Genomic DNA, 23795 nt, shown 5'->3' on the forward strand with positions numbered 1-23795 from the left:
GTCAGAACCCCAGGCGTCCCTTCGGTCGCGGCAGCACCTGATGTTCGCGATAGTCGCCGGCGCCATCGGGCACCAGGATGAACGGCGCGGCGTCGGGCTCACGCTCATTCACGCCATGCGCCGAGCCGCTCATGCGATCGTCAACCCAGAAGTCCTCATCCCAGGCCACATTGCGCTCGGGCTCCTTCACACCAGCATCCCCGTACGCGCCTGCCACTCTGGTGGAACCAGCGGGGGCGCCGGGATGATGAGCTTGTACCGATGCCGCTGGCCCAGCAGGCTGTCGTTCAGGCTCTCGACGTTCTCCTGGTTGATTCTTGACCAGTCGTCGTGCTCGGCGCTGATCGTCTTGCCCGTCAGGCCCTTCGTCTCGGAGCTCAGCAGGCGCAGCACGCACGCTACCGCGCGATCCTTCTCGGGGCTCGGAGCATCCAAGTGGCCAGTCATCGGCGTCGGCACGTACCCAGGCGCCACGCAGTTGACACTGACACGCGCCTGTTCCTCGGCCATCGTCTCCATCAGGCTCACCACGCCGGCCTTCGAGGCTGCGTAGGCCGAGCGGCCAGCGTACGGACCGAATGCCCCACCACCGGAGAACAGCAGGATACGGCCGTCTTCGGACTTCAGGAGATACGGTAGCACCGACTGTACGACGTGGAACGTCGCCTCCAGGTTGACCGTGATGGTGCGGACCCAGTCCTCGGCGTCCACATCGCCGACCCAGCCTTCCGGGCCGTACGTCGCGGCGCAGTGCACCAACGCGTCGAGCGGGTGGCCGAACTTGTACGCGTTGCCGATTCGCCCGGCCTGGTACTTCGAGACGAGGTCCGTCCCGATCCAGGAGAACCGCTCGTGCTCGATGGCGGGCTTCCGCCGAGACGTGCCGAGCACTGACCAGCTGTCCTGTAGCAACGCCTCGGCGACGGCCTTGCCGATGCCGGAGGATGCGCCTGTTACCAGTGCGTGCTTCATGCTGCCCCCTGAGCACCTAACCACCCGAATAGGCAACAAAACGGCGAGGCGATTGCCATACCAATAGCGGACCATGTGGCGAACTGCACGGCGTCAGCGACTGGCAGTAAGAGCACGGTGAGGCCGAAGACGCTACCAAACATGACCACGACGCCAATCACTGAAGCGACTAAACACCACATCAGAATCGTCATGCTGAGAACGCCTCCGCTTCGGCCTTCACTGGGCCCACGAATGCCAGACACGGGTACAGCCGCTCCCAGTACGCTGCCGGCCACGTCTCGCGCGCCTCCTGGTGCGCCCTGATCCACGCCTGATACTCGTCGCTGCCCCAGGTCGCACCCTGCGCCGTCACGCACCACTCGCAGTTGCAGATGGACGGGACGACGGCTTGCGCCTTGATCGCGGCCATCACCTTCGGGTCAGACGTCCGCGCGATCCGAGCGGCGGCAGCCTCCGGCGAGTTGAATCGGCACTTCGGCCAGCGGGCGTGCACACGCCAGGATCGGCCCGTCTCAGGGTCCAAGATCTGCGCACCGGGGATACTGCTCGTCCACTGTGGGCCAATCAGCGTGCTTGTGGGAGTCGTGACCATCGGACCTGATCGAACCGTTATTGTCATCATGCTGCCATCGCCGATCCGCCACCGCCCCAGCGACTCCGGTTGTACCTAGACATGACGGTCGTCCAGTCGTGGCCTTGAGCCTGTGCCGCTCCCCGCATCAACTCCTTGGTCATCGGGTCTTGCTGCTCGTACCAGCCGCTCGCCGCGCCTTGCGGGTTCTTGGCAAACTCGTTGGCCGTGTCGTAGATCTGCTGCTCTGGCGCGCTCAGGCTGCTCCGCAAGGCGTCGCCAGTCGGAATCATGTTGGCAGCGGCCAGCGCCCAGTTGGTCACAGGCTGCTGGGTCTGTGGTGCGGCAGCCGGGGCCATCGCGCTCGGGTTCTGCATCGGGGAGAGCGCGGCGCTGTCCACGTAGCCGGGCCGCGAGGGTGTTGGCTGTGCGTCTGCAACCCCACCCGCCGGCGCCCCGCCGGCGCCGCTGCGCAGGTAGTAGCCGCCGCTCCCGTCGCCGGCTGGCGCAGACGGCTGGCTGCCCCGTGCCTGGTACCGCGCGAGCTCGGCTGCGTCGCTCGGGTCCACTGCCTCGCCTGCGGCACGCTGCTGGGCCTGCCGCTCCATGATCTGCTGGGCACGCGCCTGCTCCTGCGGGGAGAGCGGAATCACCGTCTGTGCGGCGCCGCGAGCCTGGTATCGCTGAAGCTCTGCCAGGTCTTCGGGGGACACGTCGCCCTCATGGGCTGCCGCGAGTGCAGCCCGACGCGAGGTTATCTCGTTGAACCGAGACTGCTCGGCCGGACTGAGCGCTCCTGGTTGCGGTCCGCCGGGGGGTGGCGATGCACCTGGACGCACCTCGCCCTGGCCGGGCTGCTGGATGCCCATCTGCCCGAGCACGTTCCCGAGGCTGTTCGCCTGGGGGGTGCCGTTGAACGCCGTGTTACCCTGCTGGCCACCCTGCGTCCAGGCGAGGCCGGGGATGTTGGCCAGGTTTCCAGCGACCCCGGAGGTCATCTGCTTGTACTTGATCCAGTCGGCCGGGTTACTTGCCAGGTCGATCGCCTTCGTGGTCCAATCCAAGAGCGCCTGGTTGCCGAACTTCTCGCGCTCCAGCGTCGCCTGCCCCGTGGGCGTGTAGCCGGTCGCGGTCGTCTGGAACTGGTCGTGCTGCTCGGCAAGGTTGGCCAGGAACTGCTCGCGCTGATCGACGCGGGTAAGGTCGTACTGCCTGGCCGTCTCCGCAAGCTTGGCCCTGTCCAATCCCATCGAATCGGCGAACTGGGCGAGCTGGTCCCCTCTGGAGAGGTCGTACTGCCTGGCGCCCTCGGTCAGTTGGGACTTCTTGAAGTCCAGATCTTGCGTGAACTGCGTCGCGCGCTGTCCGAACGTCGCATCAAATTGACGTTTGCTTTCCGCCGATGCGAGATCAAATTGCCTCTTTCCCTCAGCCGTAGTCGTGTCGAACTGCCGAGCAAGCTCCTGCTGCTTGAGGGTGAACTGCTGCATCGCCTGCTGGGTGGTCGTGTCGAATTGCCGCTTGTCCTCCGCGAGTTTGGCCTGGGAAAGCTGGAGCATCCCACGGTTGTACGCGGCGTTCGCCTCGGCCGTGCCCTTGGTCACGAGGTCGCGCTGGCGTGACTGCTCAAGCTGTTGAAGCTGGATCTGGTACTGCTTGTCAGACTCGGCGCGGCGCTGGCGCTCTTGCTCGACGAACGCCTGCGTCCAGTCGTACGGGTTCTGCTGGGCAGCCGCGCTTTGATCGGGCACGCCCGTGGCACCCTGCGATCCGCGCGTGTCATAAGCCGGCGGCACGCCGACGCTAGGATCGGTGGTGAAGGGGCGCATGTTCGCCCAGTAGCCCGGATCAATCACGGCCGACCACCCCTCTCCTGTTCACGCGCAGCGTCACCGCGAAGCCGTACCCGCACATGCACCGGATGCCCCACTGCTGCTCAGCGCCGGCCATCTTGATCGGGTGCAGCATGCGACAACTCGGGCACATCGGCCACGCGATCATCACGCCGCCTCAGCCTGCCGCCGGCGCTTGGAGTCCGGCCGGCTGCCCCATGCCTTGCGATACCACGGGCTGTCCGTCTTGTTCTGGGGCGGACGTGCCACCTTGATAGCTCTGCTCGCCCCGCGCCGCTTGCGTGACATCCTGCTCCCCCTTCTGCATCGCTTTCGGTGGTCCAGCACGGGTGTGCTTCATGGCCCAGTTCGCAATGTCCGCCTGCGTGGTGCGCCCCTCGCCCGTGGACATATCCCAGCGATCGGGATAGACCTGCTGGCTGATCTTCAAGCCGATGTCCAGCGCCAACTCGGGCGTGAGCTCCGTAAGCCCGCGCTGCTGCATCTCCTGCTGCCACATCTGGGCCTCTTGCGCTGGCGTCTTAGCCCGCTCCCAGAATCGTCGCCGCTCCTCGTCAGGCGGCACCTCAGCAATAGCGTCACGCTTCAGCATCTCGGCAAGGTGCGGAACCAGACTCTTCCGACCCTGGACCATCGTCTCGGCCATGATGTCGCGCGGAGCGGCTGCGTCAGGCATCAGACCGGCGCTCCCTGCACTGGCTGCTGCAACCCGCCGACTGACGCCTGACGCCCGGCCGCCGCGATGGCCGCGTACTGCGAGTTGGCCGGGTTCTGCATCCCCGTGGCCGCCTGGGCGCCGGGGTCCGAGCTCCCGCCCATCGGCGGATTCAGCCCGGCCGTCATGCCGATCGGCTCGCCCTGCTGACCGGCCGCGCCGGACTGCTGCGCCCCGAACAGCGCGACCAATTCCTTGTCCCCGAGGTATTCGGCGGCGTCCTTCATGATGATCTGGAGCGCAGGCGGCGTCTTCTTCCACCGCTGGTAAAGCAATTGCGCCATGTAGCGGTCAGGGTCTTTGACCCCAATCGCCTGGCACCAGTCCTCGTCCGTGATGGCGTCCTTCTCCCAGAACCCGAACAACTGCGCCTTGGCAGCCAGGTCGTCGCCGAGATTCTGAGGATAGGAGGCTTCGAGGTCGAACGACTCCTCGCCCTCGGGGCCGAGCCAACGCGGGTCCAATTCGATCAGCGCGCGGGTGACGCTGCCGCCGTCCGATGGCGTCTCGGGATTGCCGAGCACCACCACGTTCTTGCCGGTCTTCCTGGAGACCCCGCAGCAGACCTCAAGCTTCAGTTCCCCCACCCGGCGCCAGACGTTGAGCACCGATCGACGGATGTCGGACACCCCAGCCAGCGTATCGGCCGAGACCACGCTGCGCTCGATCGCCGAGCCCGCGTCACCGCCACCACGGGCCAGCGGCGAGACCAGATCCTGGCTGTTCGACCCGTTGAGCGCCCCGATCATCTCGTTGACGTCGCGGCCAGATCCTGGGTGTTGGGCCGGGATCATCGTCCCCCAGACTGGGGTGATCTTGAAGGGCTCGATGGTGAGCGGGTTCTGCTTGACGAACTCCATCCACGCCTGCTGCATGGCGGTGTCGCGAACGGAGTCTGGCATCTGCATGAACCAGGCGAGCATGCCCTCGGACCAGCCGGCGTACGCCTTGCCCGTCAGGAACGCGTCGCCCGCAAGCCATGATCGCCCAAACGGGAACGTGTACGGCATCGCCCGCTTATCCGGGTCGGTGCTGAACCAGCGCCAGCCGTAGAACGGCACGACGGGCAGCGTGCGGAGGCCGCACTGCTTGTACAGGTCGATGACAGCCGCGTCCTCGAAGCCCGGCCGCTCGACGCGGGTGTGCTTGCCCGCGAGTGAATAGGCCACGTAGGGGTACAGGTTGCCGTCCGCGTCCTGGTCGGTCAGCCACGCCTGGTACAGCCAGAGGTCGCCGGTCTCCATGTCGCCTTCGGTCGTGTCCTTCGGCTCCAGATGATCGTGTAGGCCGTCGATGATGTAGTTGCGGCGCATCGCGTCAGAGGGAGCCATGCGCGTCCGCGAAATGATCCCGTCGACCGTGACGTCGGGGCCCTTGATGAGCGGGTTGATCGGGACGTACTGGAGACGAGACAGCAGTTGCGTGTCAGAGGGGAAGTTGCGGGCTCGGAGCGCCTTGACGTGGCGGTCGTACGCTCGACGACTCTGCTTCTCGTCGGTGCCGAAGTCCGCGTCAAACTTCTCTTCATCGAAGTCGTCGCCCTGCTCGTCCTTCGCCGTGTCGAGCGCGTCCTGGTACTCGTGGCCCTGCGCGTTGCGACGGAACTCCGGCTTGATCCGCTCGGCCTTGTCGTCCTCGTAGTAGTGGCCCGGCACCCGCGCAAAGCGCGCCACCTCAGGCACCTCGATGGCGCAGCCTTCGGCCTCGACCAGTGCCAATTCGGTCAGGTCGCGATGCGAGAGCGAGCGCGAGACGGACGGGTTGCTGAACCGCTCGATGCGCGACGAGTTGCGCTCGTGGAGGTCGGACGTACCGAGCTTCGGCCGCTTCAACTCTGGCTCGTCCTTGGTTTCCGTGCCGGCCAGTTTGTTCAGGAGCTGCATCACGCTGGTGTACTTCTGGGCAGTGTCGACGCGGAACGCCTCGCAGTCCTCGCGCTTGGCCAGCACGTCCGGCAAAGGCGCCTTCATCTCGCCGATCAGGAGCGAGCGGGCATCGGAGATCCGACCGTGCGAGCCCGTGTACCGGCCGTTGTGCTTCGTGAACAGCTCGGGGATCGCTTCGCCCACGATGTTGTGGCGGTTGGTGTACTCAGCCATCACCACTTCCCCGGACGGCCAGTATTCGGCACAGAGTGGATATGGACGCCTTCTCGGGTACAGAGTTGGCAGAATGGAGCGGTCTGGCGGAGCGGAGCAACCCACATCCCGGCGTGCGTGCTGGTCCCCCAAGAGACACACGACGCACCCTGAGTACTCACTCCCCACGATGGGGTGAGCGGCGACCCACTCGTGCTGTACAGCACGGCCACCGGCGCGTACGTTCCAGTCGCGGCCGTCAGACGTTGCCACTGCAACTGTTGCTCTCGCGCCTCGATGGCGCGGCGCGACCAGATTTCTGGGATATACCGCTCATCACACGGATCAGTGATCTTCGGAGATGCCGGCGTTGCCACCAGCGCCGGTACTTCCGAAGAGCGCACCAGCGTGCCGCCCAATGACCACGCGCCCGGCCTGACCATGCCCTGCCCGTACTCGGCCATCAGGCGAGGGCCTTCCGCGACACCGCAGGTAACCGAACCGATGCGCCGTGCCAGATCAGATCTCGGATGTTCGACTTGGCCATCAGCTTCGAGAAAACGAGATCCTGCCCGGCCATCCCCTTGGCGTACTTCGACCAGATCTCGGGGATGAAGTCGGCCGCCGATGCCGTATCGACCGCGAACGCCGTGTACGACCACGTCCCAATGGTGAGGGGCTGTTCAGAGACTGCCAGGATCTCGGCGACTTCCTCCTCGGTGGGCAGCGCGATGGGGCCGCGCGGCACGCCGAAGTCCAGCCGCTCGGACGGGATGAACAGCGGCGCGGCCACGATCGACAGGCCCGTGCCGCCCAACACCTTCAGGAAGCTGCGTCGATTCATGCCAGCCATCAGTCGCTCATGATCTCCAGGAACTGGTCCCAGGTCACCAGTCCCGATCGCCACACCTGCCGCAGTCGCTCGGCGTCAGCGCGGTAGTTGAAGAACCACGCCCAGTAGTTCACCACGTCGCGCCTACGCACCCGTCAACCGCCTGACTCTTTGGCAAGGTTGTTCAGGGGTGCAGTCGGGGCAGGCTTTTGGCCCCCACAGTTGGCCGCACAGTCCCATCGGGTTGTCCCGCTGCGCCGGCGCATGCCGCTCGGCGTTCTCGAAGTCCCACGTCTCGGGCTTCATCAACTCGGCGTCCTGAGCCATCGCGACAGTTTCAGCTATCCACGTAGTAACCTCGTTCATCTCACGAGCGAAGCGCGGGAATACGACATACGTCATCTCGCCCGCGTGGGGGATCGTCATCTTCGGCGGTGGTCGCATCTACCTGACCCCGTGCTGGGCAAGATGAGAGACCAGCGCATCCTCGGCCAGTTGCTGCGCTGGAGTGGCGCCCTTCTTCGAGAACATGGCGCTGGTGCCGCATCGGTCACAGGTCCACCTCGCCCAATCGGTCGGCGGAAGTCCCGTAGGTGGCGGCGCGACAAGGTCCGGGAGTACGGCATTGAGGACGCCGAACAACTCCGCGATCCAGGAGGTGTCCCCGGCCCAGGCGTCGCTCTCGGCCAGCGCGAGTCGCTTCCTAATCTCTTCGGGCGTCGGCATCACCACGACGGCCTCTGTCCTACGGGCACCGCATGCATGTGGATATCGGGGCGATCACACAGTAGGCAGACGAACCCCGAGGCGGATACTGCCCAGGCTTCGTGAGCCTGTTCGTGCGCTTGCAACGCCACTAGTATTCGATCCGGAGCATCGTCGAGACGACCAGGAACTCGCCGACAGCGCGGGTCAGTTGCATACTCCCGGCGCCCGCTCTCGCAGTGGAAGCGCGCCTGTAAACGAAGGCTCACCACCCCAGATTGCCGGTCATAGTGTTCAAACCACGTATTCACCGATGTGCGGGTCCGCGCCGCGATAGGACGCACCTCAGCCAGCAGGCGGTGGATCTGGTCGTACATCACCGCACCCCCGTCGACTGCCACTCGCCGAACAGCGCAGCGAGCCGGGCATCCTTATCGCTCTTACCGTTCAGGCCGGTGAAGTCGGGCACGGGTGTCGGCTGCGTCGGCCGGCCGTTCGTCGCACCAGTGCTAAAGCCGAGGGGCATAGATGTGGCGAGCGCCGAGAAGTCTGGGATCGACTCCATCGCCATCAGGCCGTAGCGGAGCGCGTCGTACTCGTCATCCGGGCCATCCGTATCGACGTCCTCAACCTTGTGAGCGTCGTAGACCAGGGATGGCAGGTTCTTGATGAGCTGGATGCACGACGAGAACACCTGGAGATGCGGACGACCGTCCGGCGCATCTTTCAGGTACTCACGAACTCGGGCCAGCCCGTTCAGGCGATCGTTGTTGGCGTGCGTGAGCGTGACGCCGTTCTCGAAGTAGATCTGCGCGATCGACTTGCCAGAGTCAGGCGACTTGATCCACATAGCAGGGTCCGCAACATGCAGCCTGATCTTCTCGTCCTCGCCCGTCAGACTGACCACAGCCTGCGCTTGCTGCGAGGCAAGCAGGCCGGGCTGGCTGATCTCGCGGTAGATGTAGACCCGGGGCACGCTCTTGTCGAGCGCGGCCCATAGCGTGACGAACGGCCGAGCAGAGCCGTAGTCCGTCATCCGTACCCGCTGCCAGTCCTTGTCAAGCGGGATCGGATCAATGACGTGCTTCTCGCGGCGCCACTCGGTGAGCACCTGGCCGGCGAACACGTCCCAGTCACCGTCACGCAGTGCTCGCCGATCCTGCTCCGGTAAGCTGTTGAGCACCATCATGTACTGCGGGTCGGCGTCAAGCAGAATCTGGTTGTCGTAGATGTTCGAGAAGTGGAAGCAGCGCGTCGGCAGCGGGTCGCCCTGCTCGTTCCGTGGTGTCCACGGCGCGCAGTCTCGGGTACCGCGCGACAGGAACCGCTCTTTGACCCAGGCGTGGCCGATGCCGCCTGGGTTGAACGTGGTACGCAGGTATGGTTTGATCTCGGGCACCGACGACCGACACTGCGCCATCAGGAACGTGTACTGCGTCTCGGAGAACTCTTCGAGCTGATCGAACGCCATGAAGTGATACTCATGGCCGTGGTAGATCCGCTTGTCCTCTTCGTTCTCGCAGTGGCGCATCGAGATCATCGCACCGGACGGGAACGTCCATCGGGCGTGGTCGCCGTTCCACTTGGCTCCCAGCGGCGGGAACCACTCCCAGGCCCGGTCCATGACTTCCTGGAGGCGCTTGTACGTGCGGCGGAAGATGATCGCCCGGTAGCGCGAGTGCCCAACGCCGCGCGTGGCTTCCATCAGCATCGCCAGCGTCTTACCAGGGCCTTTGGTGCCGCCGAAGCCGGACTCGAAAGCAGGGCAAGCGTGCCACGGCTCCTGCTTCGATTGGGGGCGATAGACGAGGCGTGGCGGCGCCGATGCGACAGCCATCAACCGACCTTCCGATCAGGGAGGTAGATCGTCACGCCGCCAGACACCTGCACATCGGCCTCGGTCTTCTCGGTCGGCTTACCCATCACGCGGTTGATGAGGTACTCGTTTGCCTGGCGGTCGGGGGGCTTTCTGTACACGGAGGGCTCTCCGTCCTCGCCAGGGATGTCGCCCTCGACCATCACGCCATCGGCCAGGACGAACAGGTTCGCCAGTAGGTGAGGGAGGCGATCAACGATCCGCTTCTCAGCCTCGCGGATCGGCGTGTCGAGCAGCGACTTCAACTCACCGGGCTTCCGCCCAGCCCCACCGCGCGCCCCGCCATGTCCGTTCGCCGCCAACTTGAATCCCTACTTGAATTCCGGCCGAATCAAGATCGGCGCTACTTCCCGCACTTGCCAGAGTGGTTCTTGCCGCACTTCTTGCACATCGCCACGGTGAGACCTCCAGAAACGCAGAAAAGCCGCCGCAGCCCCTTTCGGGCCACGACGGCTATCCCATCGGTCACACTGCGCGCCCGGTACCCCAGGCAGCGCTATTCGCTTGGCGTCAGTGTACCAGAGTCAGGACGACCTGTCACCATCGCGCCGCAGATCGAGTCCGAGCCGCTCAGCGAGCGACCGTGCAAGCTGGTCGCGACGCTCCTCGATGTGCTCCACCGTCAACTCCAAGGCCTCTTCATCCGTAAGCTCATCATGGTCATCCTCGTCTGCCACCGACCACCTCCTGCTTCCACTCGCTCACTGCGCCGCAGTGGCACTGTACCTTCATCGGCTCGAAGCAGAGCACGACGACGCCGGCCAGCGGGTACGGACGGCCGTGGTCGATGGCCACGACCGGGGCTCGGCACGACTGGCAGACGCGCATCGTGTTCTGACTCACCTCCCATCCCCCGCCCCCGGCGCATCGGCTGCCGGCGCCAGTGCCCGGTACTGGTCCATCGCGATCCTAGCCGCGTCCTTCATCAGGTATCGCTCGTTGTTGGTCACGCCGTTTGTGATGCGGTCGAACACGAGTTGGGCAAGATCGGCGAACGTCTCCAGCGCCTCCCGCGCCCCGGCGAGCTCCTGCTTGAGCCTGACGCCTTCCTTCACGAGCGTGGCAACGGGGTCGATCAGCACGCCCTCAGTCTCGGCAAAGTAGGCCGCCTTCCACTGGTCCCGCTCCCCAGTCACCGCCTCCAGCGCGGCTGATAGGCGGTCCACTTCCTCAGCCATCTCTGCGAACGAACACGGCCAGCGGGTGAAGCAACAGCCACACCAGCCAGGCATCTCCTGCGACTCTTTGTGCTCCATGTATGGCTCGTCGGAGAGCGGGCGTGGGGCGCCGGTCATGACTGTGACTCTTGCAATGGGAATTCCGCCCTCGCCCGAGCATTCCGATGCATGCCGCAGAACGAGCGTAAGTGCCTTCGCTCAGGGAACAGCTCGAAGTACGACGGATCGTTGACGATCCGATTGCGACAGGGGCGACCGTTCACAATCTCTTCACAGGCGTCGGCCGACACTTGCCCCTTCCCGTCACAGAATCGGCAGGCAACCATCTCAGCCATCTCACCCCTCCCCTGGGCCCTGGGCGGCGTGCTCGATCACCGTGGCCGGCAGTTTCTTCAGCGGAAACAGCGGCTGCTCCAGGGTGTGTCGGGCCATATCACGTATCCCCAGCAACCCGTGTGTGAGGCCTCCCCACCGGTCCGGCTGCTCAAGATGCATGCTTGCAAGATCGGCAATCGTCTCCAATCGATGCCGGTACCACGCCAACTCTTCGGCCTGACGTATCGTCGCGGCCTCCAGGCGGGTCACACGAGCCAGGGCGACGACGGCCTGTTGGCGCCATTTCCCGAGACGCCCCTGCCCGTAAGGGGTCCCCATCGCCTGTCTCGACAACTCGGCCTTGAGGTTCCTGACCTTCCGCCGAAGCGAGCGGACCGTCTCCCGTGACCAGTTGTCCCGACGCTGCACGATGACCGGGGCCATGGTGTCGTAGAGCGTCACGTTGAACTGCCTTCGTGCGCGGAACGAGGCAGCGAGCATCTCATGCGTTGCTGGCTCACCAAGCGGCTCGTCAAACTCAGGCGCCATCGGCGTGAGTGAGCAGGACCAGGCGCCTGAGTTTGACGGCAATCAGAGCATCCAGCGTCATGCATCCACACGTCTCAGTGCAGACTCCGTCAGGATGCGACCGCTCATAGGCAGGGATACCCGACATCTCCAGATGCCTCGGACACAAGTCGGCGGGGTCAAGAGCGTACTTACCCTCCGACACGGGCTCCTCACGCATCACACAGAAGAAACACCGCATCAACTTTCCTCCCCCGCCCCGTCCGTGGCCCGCGCTGCGGTGGGCGGGCTCAACGCCTCTACGATCAGCAGCACGCCAGGGCCATCGGCGCCGGCCCGTTCTTCCCGAACATCGCCGCGCTCACAGAAGCGATACGTGTCCTTCGGGATGACGCCGGCGTCCACGATCCCATCCTGAAGCGGTGCGAGCCGTGCATGATCGTTCTCCGCGTCGGCGATCCCGATCCGCGATCGGTAAACCACTGCTGAGATGCGGATGCGCCCGAGCGGTGGGATCCGATGCGCCATACTGGCTGCCTCTTTGGCTGCCGTTCGCCACTCCTGAACCCAGCCGTTGTGGGTGAACTCGTTCCCGTCCCGCGTGTTCTTCGTCGGCGGAAGCTCCAAGCGCTGCCGCTTCGTCTTGATCTTCTGGCCGGCGATCGTCACCGTAGCTTTCCGTGGCGGCCCCAGGCGCGCGGGGAACCAAAGCTCCCATCGACCAGAGGATTGACGAGAGCCCGTCTGAATCGGCGTAGGCGTGTCTACAGTCGTTTTTCGACTATCGACCGTCTGTCGTGCCCGTACGGGCCGTACAGCCCGCATCCCGTCGCCGCGCGCCCTGGCCACTAGCGGCTACCCCTGCACGCGTCGAGAGCGCGGTCTTCCGTCTCCCGCAGATCCCGACACGGCTCGCACGGGATCTTCCACCCCAGCGCGTGAGTCGATTCGTGTGCGACCGACGCCTTCACGGCGCGGATGTGTGCAGCCTGTGGCCGCTCATCCATCGTGCTCCCCCGTCTCGACGCGGCAGCGCAGGGCCGCCCGGTCAGTCGTGTGTCGCCACCAGCGGTAACCGCACCATGTGCACCGCATCGACAGGTGCTCCGCGACATCGAACATGCCGTTAGGCACCGGGCGCCCGCCGCAAGGGCATCCTCCGACCCGTTGCCACCACCACCCACCGGTGCAGTAAGCCGTCTCCACCGGCTTGGTGTCGCACTTTGGGCAGGCGTCCCGAACGCCGATCTGCACCCGCATGTCACCCACACTCACCCCCACCCGAACACCGCATCGAGCAACGCTCGCCACCAGGAGCGAAAGACCAGAGGCCGCCAGTGCGAACACGGCATCAGGAGCGCCCCTCGCGACGATCGCGCTCCACGGCGCGAGCACAGTCGGGGTCGTACACCTTGCCATCGAGCACCTCGACGGACCGTGGCGCCTTCCCGCACCGCTCGCAGATCTCCCCAGCCCGCGCAGGTCGCGGCTCATTCCACAAGAACCTGTCCAGCATCGTGGCCATCGTCAGCCCCCATCCCCGGCGCAGTCGGGCGCCGTGGCGGCGTCGAGCGTCAACGCCTCCTGGCCGGTCAGGATCTTCTCGACATCCTTCCTGAGCCGCTCCTGCGTGAAGTGCGCGGCCCAGAACTCGCCCTGCCACTCGTTCTCATTTAGCGACAGCGCATCAGCGCACGGACCATCGGCCACCGGGTAGCACCAGGAGCGGTATTCGCCGTCGCCATCCCACTCTTCGTACACGGGGATGGTCAATTTGCACTCGCTACGTTTGACCCAGACCGCGTCCATCTCGTCGTAGATCTTCCGCCAGAGATCGGTGTTCTCCCGGTACAGACGCTCGTGATTCCAGTCGTCCGGCAGACCGTGCTTCGTCATCAACTCATCGAAGATGTCGTCACGGTCGATGAACCGACCATCCCGGCTGTGATCGCCCGGACACGGCGTCTCGACAGCGAACACCTCGCGGATCTGGCGGAACAGATCGACCAGCGGCGACTCGCGATTCAACTCGGCGGCCAGCACCCCATCGGGCCCGTCGTCGGTCGCGCGGGGAGAGGCGGTCATTCCCAATCCCCCGAGAACGCCGCGACGATCGCCAAAGCAGCGAAGATGAAGGCGAGCGCGAACACCCCCGCACCGTCCGGCTGGGCGCGCGTCGATGTCGATGTGGTCGTCACGAGCGTGTACGGCATCGTGACGTACGACCAGGCGGCGAACGCCGCGACGCCTGCCAGCCCGAACGCCAGGAGCAACCTGCCAATTCGCTTCACGTCCATCTACCCCGCCACCCCTTCCGTCTCCCAGAACCCACCCTGCCGCGCCGGCCCCACCGCGTGCTGCCGGCGCTTATGGATCGGTCCGTCATGCCTGAACACGAGCCACGATGTGCAGTTCGACCGCACGCTCAGCGGCGGCCCGTGCTTCTGCCACTTCGGGTCTTCCGGCTTCGACTTGCTCACCAGATACGCCAGGTCGTACAGATCGACGGGGATGACCTCCTCGACCCACTGGTTCATCCGGACGAGCCTGGATGCGTGAATCTGGTCCATCACCTTCACGATCACGCCGACCCTGGCTACCCGCCACGCCTCACGAGCGCCGGCCTGAATCGAGGCCCGCGCCTCTGGCTCCGTGCGATATGACCCGAACCGCTTACCAACCAGCGACGTGCCCTTCTTCGAGGTGTTCGACAGGTAGGGTGGGTCGAACACAACCACCGAGAACGACCCGTCAGCGAACGGCAGCCGCGTGAAGTCGGCCACGACTGCCGGCTTGCCGTGAGGGCTAATGTCGCAGCCCACGACGTGGCGATCCGAGCCGTCCCAGAACTTACCCCGGCCCCAGGTCGCATCAAGCACCGTCTCAGCGCCCGGGAACGAGACAGCCAGCAGCCGAGCGACCATCTCGGCGCTGCTGCCCGTGGCGATCCGCGTGAGCGGCGCCGGCGGCTCCCCGCCCACCGAGGCCGGGCCGTGGCGGGCGGTCACGCCACTGGCTCCGCTTCGGCAGCATCCTCGAAGACGAAGGGCCGTTCCCACTTCGTCAGTCGCTCTTCCATCGTTGGGTGGCTACTGAACGGGTGTGCGTTCCGAGCCCGAGGCCAGAAGTCGAGTTTGATGTGGGTCGGGTTGACCGCCGAGATGCCGATCCGAATAGCGTGGTCGTGAGCGCCGATCACCAGCTTCGTCAGCAGCGACCCGTCGAACGTACACAGGCTGCTCGCGAAGTTCGGGGCCCGGACCACAATCGCCACGCGATCACCATTCCAGGCCGCGCGCTTCGCGCCGTCACAGTGGTAGATCCCCTCCCAGGCCCAATCCACGAGCTCGGCCACGCGTGCGCCGTCCTCGCTGACTTCCTTGCCGCACTGGCGCAGCCAGCGTGCGCCCCAGCCGTAGCGCTCTTTCCAGTCAGTCACCGCTTGTCTCCCCTCTCACCCGCCCATCCGCCGCGCTCGCTGTGGCGGTGGATGGGGACTGGGCGTCTGGCTCGAAGTGGCCGGGCTTGAAGCAGTCCTGCGCGCCGGCCCACTGAAACGCCCACAGTGCAGCGGCGATGAACGTCGAGCGCAGCCGTCCTGTCGGTGCACGGGATTCCAGCGATCGGCGAGCATCATCGGTGAGATCATCCAGCGACGGTGCCCAGGACAGCTCCGCCGTCTCGACGGGCTCGCCATCGGCGGTCTCGGCGCGGCCCCGCAAGTCCTCCTTGCGACGGTCCCTGAGCGCGATCAGGTCACGTGTCGAAAGGGGCGGTTCCCCTTGAACGACAGGCGCGAGCGCGGCCATGAGCAGTCGCCTTGCCTCGATTGGGGGTAATTCCGCCACAACCCGATGGTGCGTCCACGTCAACTGCTCAACGCGTGTTCCGCGCGGAAACGCCGCCGACACCCACGCTGCCGCTCTCAGGGTCGATTCGGCGAACGGCGACCCCGAAAACGCGTCAGGGAACGCCTGAGAGGCATCCCCGCCGTAGGCGGCCTCCCCGAACAGGATCAGGTCGCCGATCCACCATTTCACCGATCGGTCCATCGTCTGGAGCGTCTCCATCGCCGAGCACCACTCCTCGAAGGTCAGGTCAGCCGGCGGCTGATAGCTCATCTCCGTCCGTGTGCCCGGCAGGCCGGTCCTAAGCGCGAGCTCCGCGCTCATCGAGCGCGCTCCGTTTGCTTCTGCTCACGGATCTGGCGAACGCGCTCCTGCTCCCGCTTCACCGCCTTCAAGACGTGCCCCGATGTCTCGCGCCAGACCTCGATGTCCTCCGATTCGTGGAGGTAGCCAACGAAGTACTCCTCATCCTCGGCGGCGCTGACCTCATGGACCGAATCCCGGGCCAGCACGCCCTCTCCGACATCTTCGGTCTCGTCACCGTAGTCTCGGCGCACCCAGGCCCAGAATGCCATCGGCTCGGCCCGTAGCAATCCGTCATCGGTCACGAACACGGCTCGCCAGCCCTGGGCCGGTGTGATGCCCTGCCAGATGCCTTTCGGTCGGCTCATCGAATCACTCCCGTAGACCCGGTAGAAGAATGAGTTACCTTCTTCGTACTTAGAAGTGCCTCTCCAGCCAGTAAAAGGCACCCAAAAGCCGACGCATGCGTCACGCTGACTCGATATGACGCACCTGCGTCGCAGAACGACGCATGCGTCACGATTTGCGCAGAAATCTCCCGTTTACGACGCATGCGTCTGACGCACTTGACGCATGCGTCACGGCGTGCGTCACGCATCTGCGTCACCTGCGTCGGGCCACGGCAGCGGATCGGGGTCGCCGTAATCGGCGTCTTCGGCGGGTGCCGGCGGCTCGACCAACACGTCCCACAACCCGCGCCCGTCCTTGTAGAACCGCTTGGTCTGGCGCTGGAGCGTCGATGTCACGGTGGTCCGCTTGGCCGGCGCCATCGCCTCGACAATCGCCGAGAGCTGGGACGGTCCCTCCCGCCTAATGTAGCCCGCGATCCGGTCCACCAGGGGCAGCGCCTGCTCAAGCTCGGGGTCGTCCATCTCTTCGCGATCCCAGCGGCAGACCTCGTCGTTGACCTCCCAGCGCAATCCGACCGGGGGAGGCTCCTTGCCGTTGTTGACCTTGGCGATGAACAGGCCCAGGTGGCGGAAACCATCGGCGGCAGGCTCGTGGGTCTGTTTCAGATGGAACGACCGCCGTATCCAGTTGCGCTTGAAGATCGACCCGTACGCCTTGGTGGCGATCTTCTCGGACTGAGCCTGCTCTGAGCTGATGTGGTCGATCAGGAACGCCGTCAGGCCGATGCGGCGGAGCGCCCGATTCATCCTCGACGGACCCTCGTTGGACGGGGCGCCGGCCGAGATCGAGCCCGCCATCGCGGCCTCGATCGAGTCCACGACGATCAGGATGATCCCGTTCTCCTGGCAGAGCGCCAGCACCCGCTCGACGGCATCCGAGAGCGGCCCGTCCATCCGCAGGTACCAGATGTCGGGATAGGTGATGCCGGCCCCTCTAGCTATCTGCTGGACGCGGGCATTCAGGGTGTCCTGATCCGTCTCCCAGTCCAGGTACAGCACGGGGCCGCGCTGGTGGGGGCGGTAGCCGGGCAGGATCTCGATGCCCGTCGTCACGCTGACAGCCAGCGCCAGGCCGAGCCACGATTTCCCCACCGATCCGTCGCCGTGGATCTCGTTGTTCTGGTTGCGCTCCAGCAGCCCATCGACGAGCCACCCGCCGTCGATGGGCGCCGGCAGGTTGCCGATCAGGACGGCGGGCTCGGCCTCATCGTCGCGCCTCTCGACCTCGACGCAGAACGCATCGACGATGTTGCGCCACTCGATGCTCGGCTTTCGCTCCAGCAACCGATTGGCGAATCCCGCGCGGTCGCGGCCGGACGATAAGTTCAGCACCTCGCCCGCAAGCCGCTCGCGCGGCGTCCCGCGCCCTGGTGCCTTGTATTCGACGTCCACGTAGCCCTTGAGGCTGCCGCCGTCCCGACGCAGGCGTCGCACCGTGATGCGACACGTACGGTCCAGCATGACGGCGCGCCAACCGAGCCCGTGCGCCTCGAAGGAATCACCTGATGGTGCTGGTTCTTTGGCGACAGCCATCACGCGCCGAACCTCGGGATGCCGCCGATGCCGGCGGCTGGTGCGAGCTCCGACAGCGCGTCCTTGAACGCGACGCCATCGAGCGCTTGCAGGAAGGTGAACACATCGCCCCGAGCGTCACACCCGAAGCACTTATAGAAGGGTTGGCGCGGGTCCACCTTGAAGCTGGGCGAGCGGTCGGCGTGGAACGGGCAGCACCACCACGGCGTGCCCTGACGAACCTCCTTCGGTGGCCCCAGCCGCTCCTCAACGACCCTGAGCAGATGCGTCCTGGCAGTCCCCACCCGCTCGTCATCGCGCGCGCGGTCATATGTAGGCCGCACCAGTTTCGGCCTCGTCGGTTCGGGATGCAGCCGCCAGGGTCGGGCAGACTGAAGCAGATCGGAGACGATGCCGGCGCGATCCGTCTTCGGAGACAGGTCGGCCGCATCGAAGCCCTTCTTCAGCAGCCCATGCCTGATCGTCCCGTCCTCGCCCACCCACTCGGGAACGATGGCTCTAGGCAGGTGCCCACCGAGCCGATGGAGCTCCCAGGCGATCCGGTTCATGTGCTGGTGACCCTCGCGGTCGTGGTCGGGCCAGAGCACCACGTCGAACGGCAGCAGCACCGACAGGGCGTCCTCACCGGGCGTGGCCGAGGCGCCCGTCACGGTGCCCAGCGCATCGAATCCCAGCGCCCACAGCGCGTCGCGGGCCTTCTCGCCCTCGGTGAGGATGACGGTCTCCCCAATCGTGAGCGACGGGATGCGCTCGGCGCCGTACAGCGGCAGATCGGGCGTGGATAAGCCCATCAGGCCGTCCCTGGCGTCGCACCCGGGCACCTGCCAGTACATCCGCTTCTGACCGCCGGGCCAGCGCACCGCCACATGCTCGGCGATGGTCTCACCGAGCATGTCCCTGATCTGGTAGACCGTCCTCATGGTGTGGCGCTCCGACTAGAAGGCTTCCGCGTCTTTGGCTTCAGGCTCGGCGAGCATCTCGTTGAGCGTGGCGAGCATCTGGTGGACGGTCTCGCTGGCCTCCGTGACGGGGTCAAAGTCGCTCACCGCGTTGGCGCCGTGTGTCGCCCGAACCTGAGCGATCTTCTCGACGATCTCGGCATTCAGCGCTCTGCGCGCCTGTATCTCATCGGAAAGCTCACGAGCCGCTTTCTTCAGCGCCACTTCCGAGGCATTCGCCGGCGGTGCCTGTGGCTCGCCAAGTCCGGCTGCCGTCGCTGCCGCGATACCAACGGACCACTGTTGGTCCCACTTCTGGCGGAACTCGGCGCCTGCCGGCTGAGGCGGAGGAGGGGTCACGTCCCCTATCTCTGGCCTGATCGCTCGGATCGGAGCGGCCTGTGGGACGACCTCGATCTCACCGTCGTCCGTCACCGTGACCTCGGCGCCGAGCTCCTCGGGGGTGTACATGCCGCCCAGCGAGTCGGGGAACGCGAGGCGGGCCACGGCGCTGATGCAGCGAGCTCGCAACATGGCTGCCGGGTACTGCTTCCAGGGGCCGCCCTTGCCCAGTAACCCGGCCTGCTCGGCGTTCTCCATCGTCCACTCGAAGGCCCGTGCCTGGGGCCAGGACTTCCGCTTGTAGCTGACCGCGCAGCGCTGGGCGCTGGTCTCCACGAACTGGATCGCCTGGTCGCCGTGGTCACGGTAGACCATCGCCAGCATGACCTCGGCGCCAACAACCGGCCGGCCGTTGATGATTCCGATGTTGGACAGCGCGTACATCGGCGGAATCCCGATCTCGCGCCCCTTCTGGATCACTGCCAACGCGGCTGCCGGCTTGTCGATCCCCTTCGGGAGCAACCCCGAGGCGACCAGCTCGCGGGCCATCTCCATCATCGTCTTCCAGCTTTGCGCGTCTGGCAGGATGTCCTGTCGCTGTGCCAATGCGGTCGTCGTCATGATTCACTCCACTGCGTCGTGTCGCTCTTGCCCAGGTTGCAGTCCGAGCAGGCAGTAACTAAGTTCGATGGATCGTTCGTGCCGCCCTGGGATCGAGGCCTGACGTGATCGACGTGCAGGCGCGCTCCGTCATGAGCGCTGGCGCCGCAGTAGACGCATCGAAAATGATCCCGGGCGAGGATGCGGAACCGGAGTCCCTTCCCGATCTTCGGCTCTACCGGCTTCGTTGCCGCCACAGGCTGCCCCCTAAACTCTCCATGTGACTGGAGAATTATACGAGGAACAAAGATCAACTGTCCAGCGCTATAATCTATTATCGGGCTTGGGTTTTCAGTACCCTCTGCCCCGTGGAGCGAGACTACGTGCTTGTGAAGGAAGCGGCGGCCGAGCTCGGCGTATCGACCTGGGCCATCTGGAAAGCGATCCAACTCGGCCAGATCGAACGTACGGACAAGATTGGGCCTCTGCATGCCATTCCGCTCGACGTCTGGGAGCGATACAAGAAGACTCGCAGGCGTCCCGGTAGGCCGAAGAACAAGCCGGCCGAGCACTGAGCCCCGCCCTCGGCGCCCACGGAGGACTGAGGGGGTCACAGCCCGATCCTCCATCGATCCTGGCCGCCGCGCCAGTGGACGAATGTCCACGGCCCTACGGCGACCTCGAACGACATCCGAGTCCAGTAGACGCGCGGGACGAATGCCCAGAAGATGCAGCGCACGCCGAGCCTGAGATCGTGCCCCCATTCTGGATTCCGATAGCGCTTCACGCTCCACCTCCCCCACTTCGCCCGATCGCGCGACGGCAGGCGGCCAGCCGAGAGAGCAGCGTCAGGAGCGCGTAGAGGGCGGTCATGCTGTGGCCCCGTAGACGCGCATCAAGTGCTCGCCGATGGTTTGGGCGACGTCAACGTGGACGGCGTTACCGAGCATGCGCAGTCGGTCCACCCGGGAGGGAAGCCGAGCATCTGTTCCACCATCTCGGGCGTCAGTTCGACTCCCTCGATGGCCGCCCACTGTCCCAGCGTCAGCCCAAAACCGTTCCCATTCCCGTGCTGCGCCTTCAAGCGCTCCCGCCTGGCCAGCATCCGCTCGACGTCCTTGCAGCCGAACAGGCTGGCAGACGGGGTCGGATGCTTCAGCAAGCAGGAACAACCGGTCCCGCTGATGGTCAGCGCCAACGCAACAGGCACGGAGTCGGAAGGGCAGGACAGCGTAGCCGCGAGATTCGAGCGCGTCTCGGAATCGCTGCCAAGGCCAGGGAGCATCGGGACGGGATCGAGTGGGATTCTCGCGGAGAACAAGCCAAGGGCGAACGACGTCAACGATGCGGAGGAATTCAGCACCGAGCGACGGCGCTCCCGTTCCGACCGTGACGCGGGCACGGCTGTTCTCCTGGCAGGGATCTCCACCGACGAGCAGGTTGCAGCGCCAGTCGTCGGGATCGGAGGGAGGGAAGGTGCGGGCGTCATCGTGGCGCGGCAGGCCCGGCCAGCGGTGCTCAAGGACGGTTCGTGCACTGGGACTGATCTCCACCTGGAAGGCGCACGTCAGGCCGGCGAGCTCCAATCCTCGATCGAGTCCGCCGCAGCCCGTAAAGAGAGAGCCAAAGACGAGATTCACCGTCCAGTGCCTCCCGCCGCATCGCTCGCGGCCTGGTGGGGCGGGGCGGCGGTGCGCTCGCTGACAGCGTCGGTGATCCTGATGAGCAAGTCTTCCCAGACGATCGTCTGGTACTCGGCGCCTGTCAGCACCAGCAACGGGTTGACGTACTCCTGGCCGTTCCGCTCGGTGCCCTTCGTGGTGAGCTCGTCGCAGATGAACACGGCGCGGAGGCCGCAGTCACAGTCGTGGTAGTCGCCCCGTGTGGCCTGCGGGTGATCGGGCTCGCAGGCCTGCCTGATCCAATCGACGCCGGCGCTATCGGCGGGCCGGTCGTAGAACACCTTGACGTGCTGAACGCAGCCCTCAGCGTGCTGGAAGGCCGGCAGCCAGTCGTCCCAGATTGGGCCGCTGTAGCCGTTCTGCTCGTTGATGTGGTTCGGGACGCCCTGGGCGTAGACTTCCCACCACGCGTCGCTGAACGAGCCGCCATTGGCTTCGTCGGGCACCTTGATCTGCCACATCGTGGCGTAGATGCTCACAGGCAGCCCCCTTCCGCCGCTGGCTCGGAGCAGTCTGCGTGGCGCTCGATGAATGCCTTGACGGCTGCTAGGTACTCACCGATCTCGACCGGCACCCCGATCGGTAGCCGCTGGTCGCACCGCTGGCACCAGCACCCCATCGGCACGGATGTCATGAGAATCCACGGGTGCTCGATCACGTCGGATACCCGCCCTTCTCTGCCGGCTTCGCGGCGACCGTCTCGAACCCCGGGAGCATGTCCCCGCCGGCCGCCCGCACCACGGCGGCGGCTGGGGCCGGGTCCAGAGCTTCGAGGGTCTGGAAGTGTGTCTCGGCCAGCCCGCAGAGCTTCGAAGAGTCGTCCTCGTTCCGCCACTCGCACACGCGGCACGTCTTGATGTGGGTCAGGAGCCACTGATAACGGGTCTCGTCACTCACATCGGTACCCCGTTCTCAAGCTCCGGGAACGCCGCCAGCCGCGCCTCGTCGAACGAGCCACAGGCCGCCTTCTGGCGCTGGATCTGCTCGCAGGCGCGGTACATGGCCGCGAAGTCCTGGCGAAGATCCCAGCGCGTCTCAGGGTCACCGTCGACCCAGGCCAGCAGTTCGGGCAGGATCAGCGAGACGTCCTCGATCGCGATCCGATCGCGCCTGGTGATGGTCTTCATCTCGCGGCCTCCGCTCTCACGGCGGCCAGCACCCGAGCCGTCACGGCCGCCGGTGCCTCGATCGGGGCAAGTCGGTTCACGAAGTGCGTGTGAACGTCGCCAGTCTCGGGCGCCGTGTTGCTCAGGAGTTTGGTCAGCATGTCCGGCTCGTCGCGGATCGTCTCGCCGCACATGAGACAGGAGGCGAAGTTGTTTTCCGAGTGGATGGCGTTGCTCTGGCAGCGCGGGCAGCGGGTCATGGCATCCTCCCAGCGACGCTGTCCACCACGACGAATGTCAGGAACACGGCGCCAGCCAGGGCCAGGAACGCCACGGTCGGCCCCACCAGGAAGATCAGGGCGACGGTCAGGAAGCGGGACATCGCACGCTCCTGATGACACCCGCGATGGCGTCGAGCTTGATCTCGCAATCGCCGACGAGGCTGGCCGCTGCGAATCGCTGCATGAGGTCGGGCGCCGCCTCGAAGGCCAGCCGGGCACGGGCGCGCTCGTCGGCGGTCAGACTGCCGACCGGAGAGAGGCGGTCGGTGGGACGGTCGGTCATGCGACGCTCTCCCGTTCATGCTGAAAAGGCGCGGCGTCGAACATCTCGCGGACCCGGGTCTGCCACTGGTCGCGCGTCTCGTTCGGTCGCTGCCAAATGGCGCACGTCGCACAGGACGAGTCGCGGCAGATGTCTCCGAAGGCGTGCCGGACCGGGGCTGGCTTCATCGGCCCGTAGCAGAGGTCGTGTCGGGCGGTCATAGGTTCCACCCGACCGCTGACACCCAGGCGTACTCGCGCCCACAGCCGCTGTCGATGCCGCAGTACACCCGTCCCCATCGCTCCCAGAGTGGCGGGTCCACCATCAGCCGCGCGCTGCACGTCGGGCAGCGTCGCGGAATGCCGGCCTCGGGCTTCCACCAGCGAAGCTGACGGCTCCAGTCCGAGAGCTTCAATTCGGGCAACTTGACGTGGTCGGCTGGAGGCTTGCGCGATGTCGACGCGGTCATGCTGCCCTCCGCTCGCCCGCTTCAGGCTCAGAGATCAGGCGGTAGGCCAGCACCCTGCCACGAGCACCCCAGTCCCAGGTCGCGGCCCGCTGTTCGATGCGGTAGCCGGACTGCCGGAGGCGGCACAGGCCTATGCGCACGGCGCTGCGCTCGTGTAGGCCGTCGTCGCCGTAGATCCAGATGGCGATGTCGCTCATCGTGAGCCACTGCTCACCGGTTGCCGCGAAAAGGGCGACGACCTCGCGCAGGCGACGGCTGAGTCGAAAACGCGTCGTCTCACCGTGACCCCTCCGCTCATTCGCGCAACGCTGCGAGCAGCATCGGCGCCAGCGAGGCTCAGGGATGAACGCCGCCCCACAGGCACGACACGGGCGACGTCGTCGTCCCGCGAAGGT

Annotated in this window: 33 protein-coding genes; 1 reads left to right on the forward strand and 32 read right to left on the reverse strand. The window is 65.7% G+C overall.

The features are described from left to right. Position 1: 1 nt before the first annotated feature. The 24 genes from VMT30_09190 to VMT30_09305 form a co-directional block, all read right to left on the reverse strand. The gene (locus VMT30_09190) at positions 2-190 is read right to left on the reverse strand and encodes a hypothetical protein (GenBank protein ID HVQ45103.1); all 189 of its coding nucleotides are present in this window, start codon (positions 188-190) and stop codon (positions 2-4) included. Beyond that, complete coding sequence (locus VMT30_09195) at positions 187-972, reverse strand: SDR family oxidoreductase (GenBank protein HVQ45104.1); 786 nt, start codon at positions 970-972, stop codon at positions 187-189. The genes VMT30_09190 and VMT30_09195 overlap by 4 nt, the downstream gene beginning before the upstream one ends. Before the next feature lie 190 nt (positions 973-1162). Further along, entirely contained in the window at positions 1163-1597 is a 435-nt protein-coding gene (locus tag VMT30_09200) for a hypothetical protein (GenBank protein HVQ45105.1), read from the reverse strand. Continuing rightward, positions 1594-3402, reverse strand: coding sequence for a hypothetical protein (locus tag VMT30_09205; protein HVQ45106.1), 1809 nt, complete (start codon positions 3400-3402; stop codon positions 1594-1596). The genes VMT30_09200 and VMT30_09205 overlap by 4 nt, the downstream gene beginning before the upstream one ends. Positions 3403-3556: 154 nt before the next feature. Further along, positions 3557-4075 carry a hypothetical protein gene (locus tag VMT30_09210; GenBank protein ID HVQ45107.1) on the reverse strand — a complete coding sequence of 173 codons (519 nt, stop codon included), beginning with the start codon at positions 4073-4075 and terminating at the stop codon, positions 3557-3559. Beyond that, the gene (locus tag VMT30_09215; GenBank protein ID HVQ45108.1) at positions 4075-6213 is read right to left on the reverse strand and encodes a hypothetical protein; all 2139 of its coding nucleotides are present in this window, start codon (positions 6211-6213) and stop codon (positions 4075-4077) included. The genes VMT30_09210 and VMT30_09215 overlap by 1 nt, the downstream gene beginning before the upstream one ends. Before the next feature lie 442 nt (positions 6214-6655). After that, a complete protein-coding gene (locus tag VMT30_09220; GenBank protein HVQ45109.1) occupies positions 6656-7036 on the reverse strand; it encodes a hypothetical protein in 381 nt (126 codons plus the stop codon). 8 nt (positions 7037-7044) lie between these two features. Then, a complete protein-coding gene (locus VMT30_09225) occupies positions 7045-7176 on the reverse strand; it encodes a hypothetical protein (GenBank protein ID HVQ45110.1) in 132 nt (43 codons plus the stop codon). A gap of 929 nt (positions 7177-8105) precedes the next feature. Then, complete coding sequence (locus VMT30_09230; protein ID HVQ45111.1) at positions 8106-9566, reverse strand: terminase family protein; 1461 nt, start codon at positions 9564-9566, stop codon at positions 8106-8108. After that, positions 9566-9850, reverse strand: a complete 285-nt coding sequence (locus VMT30_09235; GenBank protein ID HVQ45112.1) for a hypothetical protein — start codon at positions 9848-9850, stop codon at positions 9566-9568. Before VMT30_09235 ends, VMT30_09230 begins: the two co-directional genes overlap by 1 nt. A 279-nt stretch (positions 9851-10129) precedes the next feature. Next, positions 10130-10282: a hypothetical protein gene (locus VMT30_09240; GenBank protein ID HVQ45113.1), complete on the reverse strand. Its 153-nt coding sequence runs from the start codon at positions 10280-10282 to the stop codon at positions 10130-10132. Positions 10283-10444: 162 nt separating this feature from the next. Then, positions 10445-10900 (reverse strand): hypothetical protein, encoded by a 456-nt coding sequence (locus VMT30_09245; GenBank protein HVQ45114.1) that lies wholly within the window; start codon positions 10898-10900, stop codon positions 10445-10447. Between the two features lie 219 nt (positions 10901-11119). Beyond that, on the reverse strand, positions 11120-11560 hold the full coding sequence (locus VMT30_09250; protein ID HVQ45115.1) for a hypothetical protein: 441 nt from the start codon (positions 11558-11560) through the stop codon (positions 11120-11122). Positions 11561-11866: 306 nt separating this feature from the next. Then, on the reverse strand, positions 11867-12295 hold the full coding sequence (locus tag VMT30_09255; GenBank protein ID HVQ45116.1) for a hypothetical protein: 429 nt from the start codon (positions 12293-12295) through the stop codon (positions 11867-11869). An 858-nt stretch (positions 12296-13153) separates the two neighbouring features. After that, positions 13154-13711 carry a hypothetical protein gene (locus VMT30_09260; GenBank protein ID HVQ45117.1) on the reverse strand — a complete coding sequence of 186 codons (558 nt, stop codon included), beginning with the start codon at positions 13709-13711 and terminating at the stop codon, positions 13154-13156. After that, positions 13708-13923, reverse strand: a complete 216-nt coding sequence (locus VMT30_09265; protein ID HVQ45118.1) for a hypothetical protein — start codon at positions 13921-13923, stop codon at positions 13708-13710. Before VMT30_09265 ends, VMT30_09260 begins: the two co-directional genes overlap by 4 nt. Further along, positions 13924-14634 carry a class I SAM-dependent methyltransferase gene (locus tag VMT30_09270; GenBank protein HVQ45119.1) on the reverse strand — a complete coding sequence of 237 codons (711 nt, stop codon included), beginning with the start codon at positions 14632-14634 and terminating at the stop codon, positions 13924-13926. It abuts the gene before it with no gap. Further along, entirely contained in the window at positions 14631-15065 is a 435-nt protein-coding gene (locus VMT30_09275; GenBank protein ID HVQ45120.1) for a hypothetical protein, read from the reverse strand. The genes VMT30_09270 and VMT30_09275 overlap by 4 nt, the downstream gene beginning before the upstream one ends. Then, the gene (locus tag VMT30_09280) at positions 15058-15798 is read right to left on the reverse strand and encodes a hypothetical protein (protein ID HVQ45121.1); all 741 of its coding nucleotides are present in this window, start codon (positions 15796-15798) and stop codon (positions 15058-15060) included. Before VMT30_09280 ends, VMT30_09275 begins: the two co-directional genes overlap by 8 nt. Further along, the gene (locus VMT30_09285) at positions 15795-16145 is read right to left on the reverse strand and encodes a hypothetical protein (GenBank protein HVQ45122.1); all 351 of its coding nucleotides are present in this window, start codon (positions 16143-16145) and stop codon (positions 15795-15797) included. The genes VMT30_09280 and VMT30_09285 overlap by 4 nt, the downstream gene beginning before the upstream one ends. 222 nt (positions 16146-16367) lie before the next feature. Beyond that, positions 16368-17720, reverse strand: coding sequence for an AAA family ATPase (locus VMT30_09290; protein HVQ45123.1), 1353 nt, complete (start codon positions 17718-17720; stop codon positions 16368-16370). After that, complete coding sequence (locus VMT30_09295; protein HVQ45124.1) at positions 17720-18640, reverse strand: CHC2 zinc finger domain-containing protein; 921 nt, start codon at positions 18638-18640, stop codon at positions 17720-17722. The genes VMT30_09290 and VMT30_09295 overlap by 1 nt, the downstream gene beginning before the upstream one ends. 15 nt (positions 18641-18655) lie before the next feature. Further along, positions 18656-19621, reverse strand: coding sequence for a recombinase RecT (locus tag VMT30_09300; protein ID HVQ45125.1), 966 nt, complete (start codon positions 19619-19621; stop codon positions 18656-18658). Continuing rightward, on the reverse strand, positions 19618-19857 hold the full coding sequence (locus VMT30_09305) for an HNH endonuclease (GenBank protein ID HVQ45126.1): 240 nt from the start codon (positions 19855-19857) through the stop codon (positions 19618-19620). The genes VMT30_09300 and VMT30_09305 overlap by 4 nt, the downstream gene beginning before the upstream one ends. Before the next feature lie 111 nt (positions 19858-19968). Here VMT30_09305 and VMT30_09310 point away from each other — a divergent pair, with 111 nt between their 5' ends. Continuing rightward, complete coding sequence (locus VMT30_09310; GenBank protein ID HVQ45127.1) at positions 19969-20175, forward strand: hypothetical protein; 207 nt, start codon at positions 19969-19971, stop codon at positions 20173-20175. Between the two features lie 320 nt (positions 20176-20495). Here VMT30_09310 and VMT30_09315 read toward each other — a convergent pair whose 3' ends face one another. From VMT30_09315 to VMT30_09350, 8 genes are all read right to left on the reverse strand, one after another. After that, entirely contained in the window at positions 20496-21002 is a 507-nt protein-coding gene (locus VMT30_09315) for a hypothetical protein (GenBank protein HVQ45128.1), read from the reverse strand. Positions 21003-21236: 234 nt separating this feature from the next. Next, complete coding sequence (locus VMT30_09320; protein ID HVQ45129.1) at positions 21237-21761, reverse strand: hypothetical protein; 525 nt, start codon at positions 21759-21761, stop codon at positions 21237-21239. 175 nt (positions 21762-21936) lie between these two features. Beyond that, entirely contained in the window at positions 21937-22179 is a 243-nt protein-coding gene (locus VMT30_09325) for a hypothetical protein (GenBank protein ID HVQ45130.1), read from the reverse strand. Next, entirely contained in the window at positions 22176-22409 is a 234-nt protein-coding gene (locus tag VMT30_09330) for a hypothetical protein (GenBank protein ID HVQ45131.1), read from the reverse strand. The genes VMT30_09325 and VMT30_09330 overlap by 4 nt, the downstream gene beginning before the upstream one ends. Continuing rightward, entirely contained in the window at positions 22406-22648 is a 243-nt protein-coding gene (locus VMT30_09335; GenBank protein HVQ45132.1) for a hypothetical protein, read from the reverse strand. Before VMT30_09335 ends, VMT30_09330 begins: the two co-directional genes overlap by 4 nt. Continuing rightward, on the reverse strand, positions 22645-22770 hold the full coding sequence (locus tag VMT30_09340; protein ID HVQ45133.1) for a hypothetical protein: 126 nt from the start codon (positions 22768-22770) through the stop codon (positions 22645-22647). The genes VMT30_09335 and VMT30_09340 overlap by 4 nt, the downstream gene beginning before the upstream one ends. After that, on the reverse strand, positions 22755-22952 hold the full coding sequence (locus VMT30_09345; GenBank protein ID HVQ45134.1) for a hypothetical protein: 198 nt from the start codon (positions 22950-22952) through the stop codon (positions 22755-22757). The genes VMT30_09340 and VMT30_09345 overlap by 16 nt, the downstream gene beginning before the upstream one ends. 444 nt (positions 22953-23396) lie before the next feature. After that, positions 23397-23597: a hypothetical protein gene (locus VMT30_09350; protein HVQ45135.1), complete on the reverse strand. Its 201-nt coding sequence runs from the start codon at positions 23595-23597 to the stop codon at positions 23397-23399. Between the last annotated feature and the right edge of the window lie 198 nt (positions 23598-23795).

The organism is Candidatus Saccharimonadia bacterium (assembly GCA_035544015.1).
GTDB lineage: Bacteria > Patescibacteriota > Saccharimonadia > UBA4664 > UBA4664 > UBA5169.